A 14,037-nucleotide genomic window follows, 5' to 3' on the forward strand; every position below is an offset into this window, starting at 1 on the left:
CATCGGCACCGCGGGAAGGCATCCCGCGGTGCGAATGGAAGTGCCGTTCAATGAACAGGATGCTTCACGACAATCCGGTTCACGGAAAAAGGCGGTAGGACGAAATGACGCCCATCGAAGGCGTGCGTTCCGTGGGATAGCACATGCTCCGAGTCCACGATGGTCGTCAATGAAGGCGCATTGATACTTTCCATCGTTCCTTGCCCCATGCCGGGATATTTCAGCGTCTGTGGCTTGGATGAGAGATTGACGATGATCCATTGGCTCGTCTCGCCCCTCAGGGCAATACCGGTCACGGAGGGATAGGGCGTTCCTGACTTCGGATGGACCATGGACGTCTCGGGAAACGCCAGGGCAGAGACAGATGTCGCTTGCTTTAACGCGCCGCCAAACAGCGCATACGCTTGCCCTGTGGCGGTCAAGTCGCCGGCAGTCGCGTGAAAGGTCATGCTTTTGTTTTGGCACGCGTTCCAATACGACGATGTGTTCTGAAACATCAAGGAACCCGTGCTGCCCGTCATGTTGTAGAGCTCGATCTGGTCGACCGACGGTGTTGAGAGAAACTGGATGGCCATCTGTGCCTGGTAGAGCGCTTCCAGCCACGTGCCGGTGAAGCGGGCGTTGGAGGTGCAGTCTTTGAACCCGCTAAATTCGGTCACCCATAGACGAAGCCTGGCTTTCTCGATCGGGTGCACTTCACCCGAGACGATCTTTTCCCAGTCGGTGAACACATTGCTCAGCACCGCATCCGGGGCGGTTCCGTCCCAGACCCCGCCATCGACGATGCTGTCATAGCGATGCAGCGTGATGGCGTCCACATCATGGATCTTGCCGACCACCGCCTCGTTCCAGTTCTTGGTACGCGCATCGCCTGAGGAGGGAATGGACCCGACGGCAGCGATGTTGGCATGGGGATAGTCTTGCCTCAGACGCGCGGTCCACTGATTCATGTCCGTCGCATAGTCGGCGGCAGTGGGGAACGCGCGATCGTGGTCCGGCGAACTCCAAAAGAACTCGTTGCCAAGTTCCAGATCTTCGACCGGAAGCTTCATGCCACGGGCGGCATCGAGCATGCGAAGCTGGTTGGCGACGCCTTGCGACAGATTGGCACGAGGCAGCACAGCGTTATTCAGCGTCATGACGTTCAAGCTGTAGATCGGGTAGGCCCCCGTGGCGCGGGAGAGATCGAGGAGGGCGTTCAGGGAATCCTGCGTTTGACTGGCCTTGCCCATGGGATAGACGGTTCCCTTCTGCCAATCCCAGTAGTTGCCCACGTCGCCGCCCGGAAAGCGGATCGCTTCAATGCCGGCTTTCTTGATCGCTCTTTGAAGCATGGGATCGGTCCACGAAAGGATCGGTGGACTCATGTAGCTGTTTTCGATGTTGACGCCGAAGAAATGCGATGAAACCTCATGGGGCGGCGAGATCATCTTGGGTAAATCGGCACCCTGCGCGAAGGATGCCGGGCACACGCTCAGGAGTGCGCATCCGATTGCGATCACATGCGAAAGGATGAGCTGACGTCGGTAGTTAAGGCGAGCCATGTTTTTCCTCCGTATCGATGATTTACCCAAGCCAAAAGACGAGCGCGTTCCCACCGTGCCGAGGAGGAGCATGCCGGCCCCGAAGAGTGACGTCTTGAAGATGGAAAGTGTCTTTCAGCCACCGGCGATGACGTTGGCAGCAAGAACGGGCCTGAAAGGCGACATGTTGACCGTCGTGCGCGACGCCAGTCATCGTGCGTGCAGCCAGCCCCTTTCTTGCCAGCACGAAACGCCTCATGATTCTGCGCAGCCTCGTCGAGGCGCTCAGGACCGGAAAATTTCAAAATAGCGAGGGGGCAGGATGGTCGAGGTGGCGACGAGTCTTGGTATCGAGGAGTTGCATACCTACTGGGCTTGCCAATGCGCACCAGGATCCGCTGCGCGGCTACCGCAGGATGTCGAGAAGGCATTGCTGGCGGGCTTGCGTCTTAACGTGCTGGAAACCCTGCGCTATTTGCATCACGAGCGGCCAAGTTATGCGCAGTTCGAAGCCTGGGTATGGGAGCGCAATGACGGCGAACTGACGGAAGCCTCGCTGGACCGCTTGCGGCGTGCACTGGCAGGCGAGAGGGTCGGCGCCGAAGTCGGCCATCTCGATCATGTAGAAGGCCTGAGCGCGGACGATCTCGCACACTGGCACGAGCATGGCTACGTCATCCTGCGCAACGCGATCAGCCCGGAAGCGGCGAAAAATGCAGAGATGGCCATCTACGATTTCCTGGGGATGGACCGCGACGATCCGGAGTCCTGGTATCGCCCATCGCTGGGCCATTCCATTTGGGTGCCGCTGTTGCGACACCCGGCCCTGGTCGCCAATCGTCGCTCGCCACGTATTCATAAGGCCCACGCCCAATTGTGGGGGCGCGAAGATCTTTGGGTAACCATCGACCAGGGTGGACTGAATCCGCCGGAGCGCAATGACTGGCCGTTCCCCGGACCGCATTTGCACTGGGACGCCACGCTGGCCGAGCCGCATCACCTTGAATTGCAGGGCATCCTGTATCTCGTCGACGTCACAGAAGACCAGGGCGCCTTCAGCTGCGTGCCAGGCTTTCATCGCACGCTGAAGCAGTGGCTGAAAAGCGTGCCCGCAGGCGTGAATGCGCAGGATCATGCGCGACGCACCTTGACGATGACGCCGATTGCCGCAAAGCGCGGCGACATGATCATCTGGCATCACCTGCTGCCGCATGGCAGCAGTCCAAACCGAGCCCAACGACCGCGCGTCGCCCAATATATGTCGCTGCGGCCCACGCGCTTTGCCTATACCGAGGAATGGAAGTCTTGATGGCGGTGGCTTCGCTGGCGACGGCACCCAGGTGGCTGCGTCATCACTCTTGAGATGGGCGTTTAATAAATCACTCGATCGTCAGGTCGCTGCGGTGGCGTGACCCATCACACATAATGTCGACGAGAGCAGCCTGAAAATCGGGTATGCTGATTGAATCGTCATTTTGGCGAATGCGGATACCAAGCCCAGGACCTCGTGTCGTCGGGCATCTTGCGTCAAGGTTTTGGGCGAAGAGGTAAGGGATGCAAGGAGCAAGGTGGGGCGAAGCATTCAAGCAGATCATAACCGCGCTCGGTTATGCAGCCGGCTATTGGATACTTCAAAAAATTTCGTTTCCCTATTGGGTCCTCTTTGCGGGTTTCAGACTCGCAACGTTGATTTTCATTCCTCAACGTTACTGGGGCGCCTTGGCGCTTGGTGAATTGGCTCCATTGGGTTATCTGGCGGTGTCGTGCGCTCCCCAATACGGCATGGCATGGGCGGCATTGACCGTGTTCCCGACGCCGATTGTTCTTGCGATGCCGTTGGTGCATGCCTGCAAGCGCTGGCTGCGCATGTTTCCCGTCCGCGGCGGGGCTCGCATGGGTGTCCTGCTGTTATGCATGTTGGCGGTAGCCTCGCTGTGGACCCTCATGAATACCGGGCGTCTGGCGGTCACGCGCGTACCGGCTGATTATCACGTCGATTACAGCGCCGCGCTGGCACGCTGGTTCATTGGTAATTTTCTCGGGGTACTGACGGTAGTGCCGTTGGCGGTGTGGGTGCGCGAGGCCTGGCGCTCGACTACCGTGGGAGAGCGGTGGCAGCGCGTGATGGATAGCCGCCTGCTCATGGAAGGCGCCTTTCTGTTGGTGCCGGCGCTGGGCTTGCTGGTGTGGATCGCCACGCACGCGACCGCCGGCAGCAGCGAGGACGCCGCCCGGATGGCAATGTTCCTGCCAGTGGTGGTTCTCGCGCTTCGGCATGGCTGGCAGGGCGCGGCGGTGGGTGGCACCCTGGCAAGCGTGGCGGTGGTGCTGACTATGGAAGGCATGGACGATGCGGGGGCCATCCAGGCAGAGACCTTCATCGCCTTCGCGATCAGTAGCATGTTGTTGCTGGGATCTCGCATCAGTGTGCTCAATCAACGCGATGCCATGGAGCGCGTACAAGTGCAGGATGCATTGGTGCTGGCACGCCGGAACATTGCGATCGGTGAGGCCCGGTTACGTGTCGCGGCCGAGTTCCTCGAGCAGATCCGCGAAATGATCCACGTGGGTTATGAGCACATGCTCACCCAGCTCCGGCATACGCCGTCGGTCGACAGTCGGCTCTATGCCAGGCAGGCAGCACTCGCCCAGGAGCAATTGTTCCGTTTGTCCGATGGGCTGTACCCCACCGGTTGGCGGGACAAGGATCTGGTGTTGGCCTTGCGCCAGGGCCCACTCGCGCGAGCGCTCGATGAAGCCGGCGTGAGCTATTGGTGCGAAGCCCGCGGCGACTTTTCCAAGGTCTCGTCAGCGCTTCACTTGGCGATTTACCGCCTCGTCGGCGAGTGCTTGGCGTTGACGTGTCAGAACTTGCCGCCCACGCATGTTCGGGTACGGTTACGCGCCGGCCAGCGGGGCGGCCAGCCCTGGGTCGGGTTGCGTTTGCGCGCGTCGACGGAAGTCGATCGTGTCGCGGCGGTTCGCCTGGATGACGTGCGGCTACGCCTCGGTAGCGCGGGGTTGAACTGGGGAGCTGCCGAAGATCGTGCGCGTTCCTATCAAGGGCGGTTGCGTCAGACTCACGTGCCTGGCGGCCAGGTGATCGCGGCGGTGCTGCTCGACCCGGAGACTCAGGTGCGAGCCACCCGCGATCCGACGTCGTGGATCGCGGGTGGAGAGGTCACTGTGCCGGGGCGGCCATGATCTGCGTATTGCAGGTGATCGGATCCTTGCATGCGCTGACGGCCTGAAGGCGCACCGTGCCGTTGCGCTGAGGCTGGGCGGTGATCGCCACCTCGTCATCCTGGTAGACCGGCTCGGCGTTGACGGCCGGCGCTGCCGCAGGAGCATCGGCGGCCGGGGCATTCTGGACGACAACTTGCGCGGCGGTGCCGATCGGCAAAACCAGCATCTGGCCGCCAGCTGTCGCCAGGGCGCCCCGCACGCGGCCGGCCGAATCATTGATCTGGATAAAGCGGACGCCATCCTTCACAAACACAAAGACGTGGTAATGAGCGCTGGAACTCAGGTCCGGTGCATTGGGCCAGGATTGGCCCAGGCCCGAAGACGGCGGCGAGTCCGCCAAGGCGGCTCCGGAGATGAAAACGCTTGCAGCAACGAGATAACGCAATAGCTTGCTCATAAAGCCCCTTAATTAGGTAGTTACAGGTGTGTAACGGGCCTCAATCTAGCACTCAATCTATGCTGCAGAATGGCTTGAAACCGGGGCCTGCCCCGCATTTTTCATTTCAGTCCTAGAGGATTTGAACTAAGGGCAGGACCTTAAATACGACGCTCCAAAACGTCGATTGCGATCCGGCCACCCAGGTCAAAGTGAATAATGGTCGAAACGGTTCGACAAGCCGTCGAGCCTAGGCGGGGAGCAGGGCACTCAGCGGCGCGTGCAGCACGTCCCGGCGCCAGCCTTCGAGGAAGTCCGGCCACTCGGCGGTAACGACGTATTCTTCCAGCGCTTTGCGCGGGCAGAGCAGGCCGGGGGGCAGGTCGAGTTCTATCGCCAACGCATCGACCTTCTGCTTCATCACGCCGAGCGCCTGCTTGGCGGCACCCTGCGGCATCATGGGAATGGCGGCGGTGTCGGCGATTTCTTCTTCGCTGATCGCCGGTACCAGCAGTTGCAGCAGCTCGGCACGCTGCGGCGAGCGCAGTGCTCGCTGACCGCGACTGCGTTGTTCGAGATCGGCGGCGCTGCTCGGCGGCTGCTGGGCGAGGTTCATCGCCAGCGCGTCTTCGAGCAGCCAGGGGCGAGGGCGATCCTGGGAGCGTGCGGTCTGATCGCGCCACAGCAGGATGCGACGCAGCCGTGCACGCTGCACGGGCGTCCATTCGGCGGCACCACGGAAGGAGCGCTGCGGTTGCGGGTCACCCTCGCGGAAGCAGGCGCGTTGCTTCAGGCGTTCGCAGTCTTCGGCATGCCAGGCCTCGCGGCCGCGTTGCTTCAGGCGTTCGGACAATTGCTCGTGCACCGGCTTGAGATACACCACATCGAGCGTGGCATAGCTGCGCTGCGATTCGGTCAGCGGACGCTGCAGCCAATCGGAACGGGTCTCGCCCTTGTCCAGCTCGACTCCAACCAGTTCGGCAACCAGTGCGCGATAGCTGATACCCAAGCCCATGCCGACAAAGGCGGCGGCGATCTGAGTATCGAACAATTGGCGGGGGCCGCCGGGCAACATGGACGAGAGCGCTTCGAGATCTTCGCTCGCGCTGTGCATGACGGTGACGGCGTCGCCATCACCCAGCAGCGGGCGCAAGGCATCGCCGATGGAGAACGCCAACGGGTCGACCAGCGCATAGCGTTCGGCAAAGCCCAGCTGCAACAACGCCAATTGCGGATAGAACGTATTGCGCCGCATGAACTCGGTGTCGAGGCCAAGCGCTGCGTTGTGCGGTACCGCCTGCAGCCATTGATCGAGTGCGTCGCGATTGTCGATCCAGTCGGCGGGTGGCACCGGGGGAAGGGATTGCATTATTTACGTCCTTGAAACCGGTGGAACGCTGCTCATTGTCCTGTCACCGGTTTGTGCCTATGGTTAGCAGCGCACCATAGCAGGCCACCCAAGGACGCACACTATGCCGAGCAAGGAAACCGTACTTCGTCAACGCGCCTTCGGTGGTGCGCTCGGCGTCGTTCTGCTCGGGATGGCGCTGGTCTATCACTTTTTTCCGCGTGTCTTTCACGTCGATCCGGCCCAGGTGGCTCCGCGGCGTTCGATGAGCGTAGGGCCGATGACGTCGTCGTTTGGCGCGCCTCGCGCTGCGCTGCCCGAAGCGTCCGAAGTCGATGCCGGCCCGCCGCTGACCCTGGCGCCGACCGATGTGATCGTCGCCCGCATGACCGCGAGGAACACCCAGCTGCCGGAACAGAAATCGGCCGATACGCCGCAAGTGCAGGCCTTGCTGGTCGATGCCGGCAAGGCCTTGCGCGCCGGGCAACTGGTGGGCGACAAGAACAGCGCCGCGGCGCTTTACCAGGAGGCCCTCAAGCTCAAGCCCGATAGCCGCCGCGCGGCGCAGGGCCTGTTCGAAGTGAAGGCGCGGTTGGTGGCTGCCATCGGCCAGGACGTGGCCATGGGCGATGCGGATTCGGCCAACGACCTGCTGACCGCATTGAAAACCTTGCCCGACGCCGAGGAAGACGTCGCCTCGCTCAGCCAGGAGATCAAGACGCTGAACGAGGTCCGTCCCTTGCTGGCCAAGGCTGCCAGCCTGTTGCAGGAGGGCAAGGCCGACCAGCCCAAGGGCAACAACGCCCTGGAGATTTACCGGCAGGTACAACAGCTCGATGCGGATAACGCCGTAGCGCAGCAGGGTCTGCTGCAGGTGCAGCGTGCCGTGCTGGACCGCGCGCTGGCGGCCGTGGCGCAGAACGATTTCAACGGCGCCGAGCAGGCCCTGACCCAGGCGGCCGATGTACAGCCCGATTCGCCGCAGCTGCGGGACGTGCAGGGGCGGGTGGACGGCATGCGCAAGCAGCGTGGCAGTACCTTGATGATCCAGGCGCGCTCTGCCCTCGATGCCGGCAACCTGAGCCTGGCCGAGCAATTGGCCGGCCAGGCGCAGGCCATCGGTGCCGATGCCGACGCGCTCAAGGACTTCAACGAGCGCCTGACCAACGCACGCCTTTACGCCAGCTTCAAGCCCGGCCAGACCTTTACCGATCGTTTTGCCGATATTCCCGGCCAGGCGCCGTCGATGGTGGTCGTGCCGACCGGCAATTTCGCCATGGGCGCTGCAGACAACGACGATGGCCGCAACGACAGCGAGACGCCCCAGCATGAGGTCGTGCTCGACAAGGGTTTTGCGATGGGCCGTACCGACGTCACGGTGGGCCAGTTTCGCGAATTCGTGAAGGCAAGCGGGTATCAGCCCGATTCGCAGCGTCTGGGTGGCGCCAGCGTCTATGACGAACGCAGCGGCTCGATGCGCGACGATACCGGCGCGAGCTGGCAATCGGACTACGCGGGGCACAATGCCGACGACAAGCTGCCCGTCGTGAACGTGTCCTGGAACGATGCCAGGGCTTACGCCGAATGGCTCAGCCAGCGCACCGGGAAAAAGTATCGCCTGCCCAGCGAGTCGGAGTTCGAGTACGCGCTGCGCGGTGGTACAACGACGAAATACTGGTGGGGCGACAGCATCCCCAAGAGCAGGGTCGAGAACCTTACCGGCGGCAACGACCGCTCCTCCAATGGTCGCCGCTGGAGCAACGCGTTCGCAGGTTACCGCGACGGTTTCTGGGGGCCGGCGCCGGTGATGAGCTTTGCGGCCAACCCGTTCGGTCTTTACGACATCAACGGCAACGTATCGGAATGGGTGCAGGACTGCTGGCACGACAACTACATTCGTGCCCCGCGCGACGGCAATGCCTGGCTTAATCCGGGCTGCAGCACACGGGTCATCCGTGGCGGTTCCTGGGGCAGTTCGCCTGACCAGGTACGTTCGGCGTATCGGCAAGGGGCGGACGCCTCGGTGCGAAGCGGGCGCGTAGGATTTCGCGTCGTACGCGAGCTCTAAACTGTCGAGTCAGCTTTAACCGGGCGTAAACGTGCAACGGAGTTACTATCCCGGTGTAACAAGGTTCTGCCAGACTGGCTCTGTCGCGTTTCCGCGAGATCGCCCCGAACACAAGGACCTCCCCGTCCACCCCTGTGGCTCGGCTTGGCCGTCTCTCCTCCAGACGTATTCGAGGTGGCGCCATGGTTCCGGAAAAAATACGGCTCTTCGTGCCTTTCACCGCCGACACCCCGTGGGTCGTCCGTGGCGAAGCCGCTCGCATGGGTACCTTCGCCAGCCGAGCGGAAGCGGTATCGGCGGCGATTGCGATGCGCTCGCGCCTGGTTCGCGCCCATGGCCGTGCGCATCCGCCGGTAAGAATCCAGGAAAGCGACGGCAGCTGGCGGGACGTGGTTGAAGCCGAGGCGTAAGGAACCGCGTCACGGCACCGCGTTACTTGCCTACATGCCACGTAGGGCAGTACCTACAGAAACCACTATCGATCCCGGGCTTAATGGATGTGCCTGCGGAGAGCTTTTCGAGGCGATTCCTCTCGAAGTTCCGCACGCGCCCCCCGGTGATCGCCCCCCGGTCACCCCTTAGGCGCTCTGGTTTTCAGAGCGCCTTTTTTGTGTTCGATGTTTATCCGACAACTGATCAAGGCAGCTTGTCGGCCAGCACCTGTGCCTTGCGGATATTCGGGGCTTCGGAAAGCAATTCGCTGGCGTTGGCCATCAAGGCCGCCGCCACGGCACCATTCAAATGTGCATCGCGCCCGCTTTCCTCGTCGAACGCATCGAAGATCGCAAACGTGTGCTGATCCAGGCGTATCGCGAACCAGGCCACCGTAGCGGGTTCGGCATTCACCAACGCCTGTGCGCTGGCGAGAAAGGCGGCAACGTCTTCTTCCTTGCCGGGCTTGGCTTTGAGTTCGACCGAGAGTGCATAACGTGTCATGGCGTCGATTCCTTAGAGAGGGCGGGTGGGTAGTTGGACGGAAAAAGCGCGCGCCGCGCTTCGTCGTCCATATCTTTCTTGAAGAGATGATCCCGAGCGACGCCACGTGCCCGCGCGGCCGCGGGACGGGCATCGATTTCTTCGAACCAGCGTTGGATATGCGGGAATGCGGCCAGGCCACCGCCGTCACCGGGCAACACGCGTGGTGCCCGGTCGATCCAGCCCCAGCCTGCGATATCCACGATCGAATAGGCGTCGCCGACGATATAACGCCGCTCGCGCAAGTGATCGTCGAGCACCTGATAGTGGCGTTCCGCTTCGCGGCGGTAACGATTGACCGCGTAGGCAGGTTTGTCCGGTGCACTGTGCTGGAAGTGCACGGCCTGACCGGAAAACGGGCCCAGACCACTAGCGATGAAAAACAGCCACGACAGCAACTCGCCACGATCGCCGGGCGTACCTATTAACTGTCCAGCTTTTTCGCCGAGATAAAGCAGGATCGCATTCGAATCGAAGACCCGTACCTCGCCGTCGACGCCATCGGTATCGACGATGGCCGGCAGCTTGCCGTTGGGGTTGATGGCGCGAAACGCGGGAGCGTGCTGCTCGCCCTTGCTGGTATCGACCGGTATGACTTCATAGGGGAGGCCAAGCTCTTCGAGCAGCAGGGCGACTTTGGCGGGGTTGGGCGTCGGGTGGTAATAAAAGCGGATCACGGCGTACGTCCTTCAGTCGTTGAACGATCCCGAGCAAGAACAACGTCGCTCGATCAGAGCGACGTCGTAAAGCGTGTCAGCCATTCCGGGCTGATCGACACCAGAAACGCTTCGAGATGTCGATCCAGGCCGGTCAGTATCAATACGCCAAACAGGATGAAGAAGGCGCCCATGGCGATCTTCACACCTTTGCCCCAATTCGCCAGCGAGCCGCGTACGCGCAACATGGTGGCGTTGGAAAGCGTACCCAGGACCAGTAGCGGCATGCCTGCGCCGAGGCCGAACAATGCCATCAGCAAGGCGACGTGGCCGAGGTCGCGTCCCTGTGCTGCCAGCGTGCTTGCAGCTCCCAGGGTCGGGCCGACGCAGGGGCTCCACACCAGGCCGAGCAACAAGCCGATCAGGAACTGGCTCCACGGGCCTTCGCCCTTGATATTGCCCAGCGCCTTCTGGCCGCCCGAACCCACGCCCGAAGTGATGCGCGCAAACCACTCCTGCAGACGCGGGATCACCATCACCAGACCAAAGGCCACCATCAGGGCGGCAGCCACGCGACGGAAGGTTTCCGAATCCAGGCCGATCGACACGCCGATCGTCGCGATAAAGATGCCGACGACGGAGAACGACAACGCAAGCCCGCCCGCGAGCGCCACCACGCCGAGCCGGCTTCGCGACAGGGCGGAGGCGATCAGGATGGGCAGGATCGGCAATACGCAGGGCGACAGCAGCGATGCGGCGCCGGCCAGAAAACCCAGCGCATAAGTGCCCGCAGTGAAATCCATTACAACGCCTCTTGCAGCGTCGCGCGGATCGCCGATTCCTGTGTCTGACCGGTGGAGCGGGTCACTTCATGGCCCTGCTTGAACACCACGAAGGTCGACTGCTGGGCGATGCGCAAGGATTTCTTCAGCGCGCTTTCCTTGTCGAAGTCGGCAACAAACACCGTCACCGGCTTGAACTGCGGCTCCTGCACCAGCCGATCCAGAATGGGCTTCTGCGCGCGGCAGGTCGGGCACCAGTCGGCATGCAGATACACCACGGTGGGCTTACCGGCAGCCACGGCCTGATCGAACTGCTGCTGATTGAACGGCACCTCGTCGGCGAGGACGTGGCCGGCGAAAGCCAGACCAATCAAAGCCAACAGCGTTCTGACGATGGGTTTATTCATGGTGGTGCTCCTTGCACGGTCATCGAGATATCGCGGGACAGGTCGTCCCGTGCAAGGAGTATTCGTGGGGATGGGCGGTTGGGTTACAGGCGGCGTCTGCCAAGCTTGGAACCTGGCCGGTTCTTGTGTCATGTGCCAGCTACTTTAAGGTCTTGCCGACCCCTTCCTACCCGTCATTCCGGCGCAGGCCGGAATCCACTCCTCAGCATGGACGCCTTGCCATAAGTCGTCTGACAAGCGAGGACTGAGGAATGGATCCCGGCCTCCGCCGGGATGACGACAGAACTGAGGTTGTCTGGCCCTTTAGCGAGGGGAGGGGGCCTCCAAAAAAACCTTCCTACTGTCGTCCCGGCGAACGCCGGGACCCAGCGCCTTACCCTTCAACGCACCAAAGACACTGGGCCCCGGCCTTCGCCGGGGCGACGATGAATACCGAGGTTTTTTGAGCTCGCTTTAGTGCCCAAAAAACAAATACGAAGCCTTATAAGGCACACGCACCTCCGCACCCACATGCGAAGCATCACACCCAGCAGCCGGCGCCACACCACCCTCAGTACGCGTGCGCACCACATAATCCACATTCGCCAACACACCATTCCCCGCATGCGACTTCGCATGCAGCACGATCCAGGGAATCGCACCGGCCTGCGGCGAAGGCGACACACTCACCGGCTCACCCACCACCGAACTACCATCCGTCCACTGCCAGGTCGGCCCAGCAAAATGATGCACAACAGCCTGACCTTGCGCATCGCGCAGCGTCGCATCCGGCGCCTTTAGCACCCAACTGACACCCGTGTCAGTTTGCTTGCAGGTATAGATCTGTACACCTTCAGCGGAAAGCTCAATAGCAGACGGCTTTGCCGCTGAGCCTTCGGCATGAATGCCGGCGCACAGACCAAAAAACATCACTGCCGATCCGATCCACTTCGTTTGCATGAGTGCGTGCCTGGGCATTGGGGAAAACGTATTAACACCAAATTCCACCCATCCGTCCAATCCAAATTTCGGATCGATGCGATAGCTGCTTGCTATGTGCGACGCAAGAAATGACTGGCCTGTGTCAATGCAACGATAGCTGCCAATTAACGTTGCATTCCAGGTGCGATCCGCTGCTGCTGAAATTACTGCTGTTGTTGCTGGGTGTTTTCCTGATGCTGTTGGAACCGCTGCATCGCCTGCGGCCCATTCTCTGCCGGACTCTCTATCTATTGAAGTACTTCTTTTTCAGGACAGCTCCTGAAGAATCGAAGATGTAGGTCACGGCCATCTTGTCGCCGGGCACAGAATACGGAGGGATATCTCCAACATAGTCGGGGGCGAGCGTAACCTCAATGGTGCTCTCGCGGCTGACGATGCCCAAGTGAAACTTCTGCACTTTTGGCATATCAGCTCGATACATCTGCGTTGCCGACGTAATTGCAGAAAGCTGTTCCCGAGACAGCACACACCCCTTTTTGGAACAATCGACAGTCTCCGGAAGCGTATCCAGGGGAACACCCGTAACCGGCGGAAGGTTCATAGCTGCAACCTGATCTTGAGTCGCCACGCACAACTTTTTGGAGCAATCCACGGGCGCAGGTGTCGTTGAAGGCTGCGCCTTATTCGGCGGTGGAGTCTGGGCATCGGCAAAACAGCCTGATCCACAAATCGCAAACGCGAAGATGCCTCGCCACAGATATGTATTCACTTCATGCCCCTATCGAAAAGACCAGTACGTTCAGATCACTCACTCTGCCAACTGTTGCGCTTTTGGTTGCGATTCGTCCGGGTACTGATGAGACGTGGGAGTTTTCCAGGGGCGGCCGCTTAACTTAACTACCCTCGCCCCCTTTGCGGGCAGGAGTAGGGGCATAACATTGCTGTCCGGCAACGTTCTGGTCAAACTGGAGACGACCATTTTCATCCCGATAGCGGGTAAAAAGGGCGTCGATTGGATATCGATATATAGGAGGTGAACGTGCTGCTGTCAGAGCTGGGGGCACGCATTTGCATCCTGGGGCCGTCGAACAGCGGCAAATCGACACTCGCCGTGGCCAATTGCACGAAAACATGGCATGAAAGTGGTTCATCTCGACCAGCTTCACCACATGCCCGACACGGACTGGCAGCCGCGTCCGGCCGACGAGTTTCGCGTCTTGCATGATGATGCGATCGCCGGCGAACAATGGGTCATGGAGGGGAATTACTCCGCGTACATGCCGCAACGATTCTTGCGCGCAACGGGAGTGATCCTGCTGGACTTGTCCACGCCAGTCAGCCTGTTTAGGTATATGCGGCGCACGCTGTTTGAAGCCAATAGAGCAGGTGCGCTGGAAGGAGGTCACGACAGCATCAAGTGGAGCATGCTCCATTACATCGCAGTGACCACTCCAAAGAATCGCCGACGCTATGCAGATATTTATCGCCAAATCAGCTTGCCAAAATTATACCTGCCGTCTACGGATGCGATCCGTAGGTGCTATCAAGAATGGAATTTGGAGCGATGATCTATCGGTATTTTGATCATCATCCAGTGATGAGTAGTATTTTCGCGAAAGTTTTCCAGGAGTGACTGCGTCGCTTAACTACCTCCGTCCCCTTAGAGTTGCTCTTCGAACGCAAAAGGGGGCGGGCTTCGTACTGTTGGGACGTGAGCGTTTTCCTGGGCGACTGC

General features: G+C 60.8%; 14 protein-coding genes. 5 read left to right on the forward strand and 9 right to left on the reverse strand.

Annotated features, from left to right (window positions below):
• Window positions 1–47: 47 nt before the first annotated feature.
• Window positions 48–1,544, reverse strand: coding sequence for a hypothetical protein (locus tag QMG46_RS13210; RefSeq protein ID WP_281848292.1), 1,497 nt, complete (start codon window positions 1,542–1,544; stop codon window positions 48–50).
• 310 nt (window positions 1,545–1,854) lie between these two features.
• Between QMG46_RS13210 and QMG46_RS13215 the strand changes: the two genes are divergently transcribed.
• Window positions 1,855–2,832, forward strand: a complete 978-nt coding sequence (locus QMG46_RS13215) for a phytanoyl-CoA dioxygenase family protein (RefSeq protein WP_281848293.1) — start codon at window positions 1,855–1,857, stop codon at window positions 2,830–2,832.
• A gap of 245 nt (window positions 2,833–3,077) precedes the next feature.
• Window positions 3,078–4,727 (forward strand): MASE1 domain-containing protein, encoded by a 1,650-nt coding sequence (locus QMG46_RS13220; RefSeq protein ID WP_281848294.1) that lies wholly within the window; start codon window positions 3,078–3,080, stop codon window positions 4,725–4,727.
• On the opposite strand, the gene QMG46_RS13225 is transcribed toward QMG46_RS13220, so the two are convergent.
• Both QMG46_RS13225 and rnd read right to left on the reverse strand, forming a co-directional pair.
• Window positions 4,705–5,166, reverse strand: coding sequence for a hypothetical protein (locus tag QMG46_RS13225; RefSeq protein WP_281848295.1), 462 nt, complete (start codon window positions 5,164–5,166; stop codon window positions 4,705–4,707). The genes QMG46_RS13220 and QMG46_RS13225 overlap by 23 nt on opposite strands.
• Before the next feature lie 229 nt (window positions 5,167–5,395).
• Window positions 5,396–6,514 (reverse strand): ribonuclease D, encoded by a 1,119-nt coding sequence (gene rnd / locus QMG46_RS13230; protein WP_281848296.1) that lies wholly within the window; start codon window positions 6,512–6,514, stop codon window positions 5,396–5,398.
• 103 nt (window positions 6,515–6,617) lie between these two features.
• On the opposite strand from rnd, the gene QMG46_RS13235 reads away from it, so the two are divergent.
• Both QMG46_RS13235 and QMG46_RS13240 read left to right on the forward strand, forming a co-directional pair.
• Entirely contained in the window at window positions 6,618–8,561 is a 1,944-nt protein-coding gene (locus QMG46_RS13235) for a formylglycine-generating enzyme family protein (RefSeq protein ID WP_281848297.1), read from the forward strand.
• Between the two features lie 182 nt (window positions 8,562–8,743).
• Entirely contained in the window at window positions 8,744–8,971 is a 228-nt protein-coding gene (locus QMG46_RS13240) for a hypothetical protein (protein WP_281848298.1), read from the forward strand.
• A gap of 226 nt (window positions 8,972–9,197) precedes the next feature.
• Here QMG46_RS13240 and QMG46_RS13245 read toward each other — a convergent pair whose 3' ends face one another.
• From QMG46_RS13245 to QMG46_RS13270, 6 genes are all read right to left on the reverse strand, one after another.
• The gene (locus QMG46_RS13245; RefSeq protein WP_281848299.1) at window positions 9,198–9,497 is read right to left on the reverse strand and encodes a putative quinol monooxygenase; all 300 of its coding nucleotides are present in this window, start codon (window positions 9,495–9,497) and stop codon (window positions 9,198–9,200) included.
• The gene (locus QMG46_RS13250) at window positions 9,494–10,213 is read right to left on the reverse strand and encodes a glutathione S-transferase family protein (protein ID WP_281848300.1); all 720 of its coding nucleotides are present in this window, start codon (window positions 10,211–10,213) and stop codon (window positions 9,494–9,496) included. The genes QMG46_RS13245 and QMG46_RS13250 overlap by 4 nt, the downstream gene beginning before the upstream one ends.
• 53 nt (window positions 10,214–10,266) lie before the next feature.
• Window positions 10,267–10,995, reverse strand: coding sequence for a cytochrome c biogenesis CcdA family protein (locus tag QMG46_RS13255; RefSeq protein ID WP_281848301.1), 729 nt, complete (start codon window positions 10,993–10,995; stop codon window positions 10,267–10,269).
• Entirely contained in the window at window positions 10,995–11,381 is a 387-nt protein-coding gene (locus tag QMG46_RS13260) for a thioredoxin family protein (protein ID WP_281848302.1), read from the reverse strand. The genes QMG46_RS13255 and QMG46_RS13260 overlap by 1 nt, the downstream gene beginning before the upstream one ends.
• A gap of 453 nt (window positions 11,382–11,834) precedes the next feature.
• Window positions 11,835–12,290, reverse strand: coding sequence for a DUF3455 domain-containing protein (locus QMG46_RS13265; protein WP_281848303.1), 456 nt, complete (start codon window positions 12,288–12,290; stop codon window positions 11,835–11,837).
• 295 nt (window positions 12,291–12,585) lie between these two features.
• A complete protein-coding gene (locus QMG46_RS13270) occupies window positions 12,586–13,071 on the reverse strand; it encodes a hypothetical protein (protein ID WP_281848304.1) in 486 nt (161 codons plus the stop codon).
• A 367-nt stretch (window positions 13,072–13,438) separates the two neighbouring features.
• Here QMG46_RS13270 and QMG46_RS13275 point away from each other — a divergent pair, with 367 nt between their 5' ends.
• Window positions 13,439–13,870 (forward strand): P-loop NTPase family protein, encoded by a 432-nt coding sequence (locus QMG46_RS13275; RefSeq protein WP_281848305.1) that lies wholly within the window; start codon window positions 13,439–13,441, stop codon window positions 13,868–13,870.
• Window positions 13,871–14,037 lie beyond the last annotated feature (167 nt).

Origin of the sequence: Dyella sp. GSA-30, from assembly GCF_027924605.1 — a bacterium.
Classification (GTDB): domain Bacteria; phylum Pseudomonadota; class Gammaproteobacteria; order Xanthomonadales; family Rhodanobacteraceae; genus GSA-30.

Bases quoted from the DNA above. Each gene is read 5' to 3' on its own strand.
- QMG46_RS13245 (WP_281848299.1), bottom strand. From the start codon at position 9,497: ATGACACGTTATGCACTCTCGGTCGAACTCAAAGCCAAGCCCGGCAAG.
- QMG46_RS13210 (WP_281848292.1), bottom strand. From the start codon at position 1,544: ATGGCTCGCCTTAACTACCGACGTCAGCTCATCCTTTCGCATGTGATC.
- QMG46_RS13235 (WP_281848297.1), top strand. From the start codon at position 6,618: ATGCCGAGCAAGGAAACCGTACTTCGTCAACGCGCCTTCGGTGGTGCG.
- rnd (WP_281848296.1), bottom strand. From the start codon at position 6,514: ATGCAATCCCTTCCCCCGGTGCCACCCGCCGACTGGATCGACAATCGC.
- QMG46_RS13260 (WP_281848302.1), bottom strand. From the start codon at position 11,381: ATGAATAAACCCATCGTCAGAACGCTGTTGGCTTTGATTGGTCTGGCT.
- QMG46_RS13240 (WP_281848298.1), top strand. From the start codon at position 8,744: ATGGTTCCGGAAAAAATACGGCTCTTCGTGCCTTTCACCGCCGACACC.
- QMG46_RS13275 (WP_281848305.1), top strand. From the start codon at position 13,439: ATGAAAGTGGTTCATCTCGACCAGCTTCACCACATGCCCGACACGGAC.
- QMG46_RS13265 (WP_281848303.1), bottom strand. From the start codon at position 12,290: ATGTTTTTTGGTCTGTGCGCCGGCATTCATGCCGAAGGCTCAGCGGCA.
- QMG46_RS13220 (WP_281848294.1), top strand. From the start codon at position 3,078: ATGCAAGGAGCAAGGTGGGGCGAAGCATTCAAGCAGATCATAACCGCG.
- QMG46_RS13255 (WP_281848301.1), bottom strand. From the start codon at position 10,995: ATGGATTTCACTGCGGGCACTTATGCGCTGGGTTTTCTGGCCGGCGCC.
- QMG46_RS13225 (WP_281848295.1), bottom strand. From the start codon at position 5,166: ATGAGCAAGCTATTGCGTTATCTCGTTGCTGCAAGCGTTTTCATCTCC.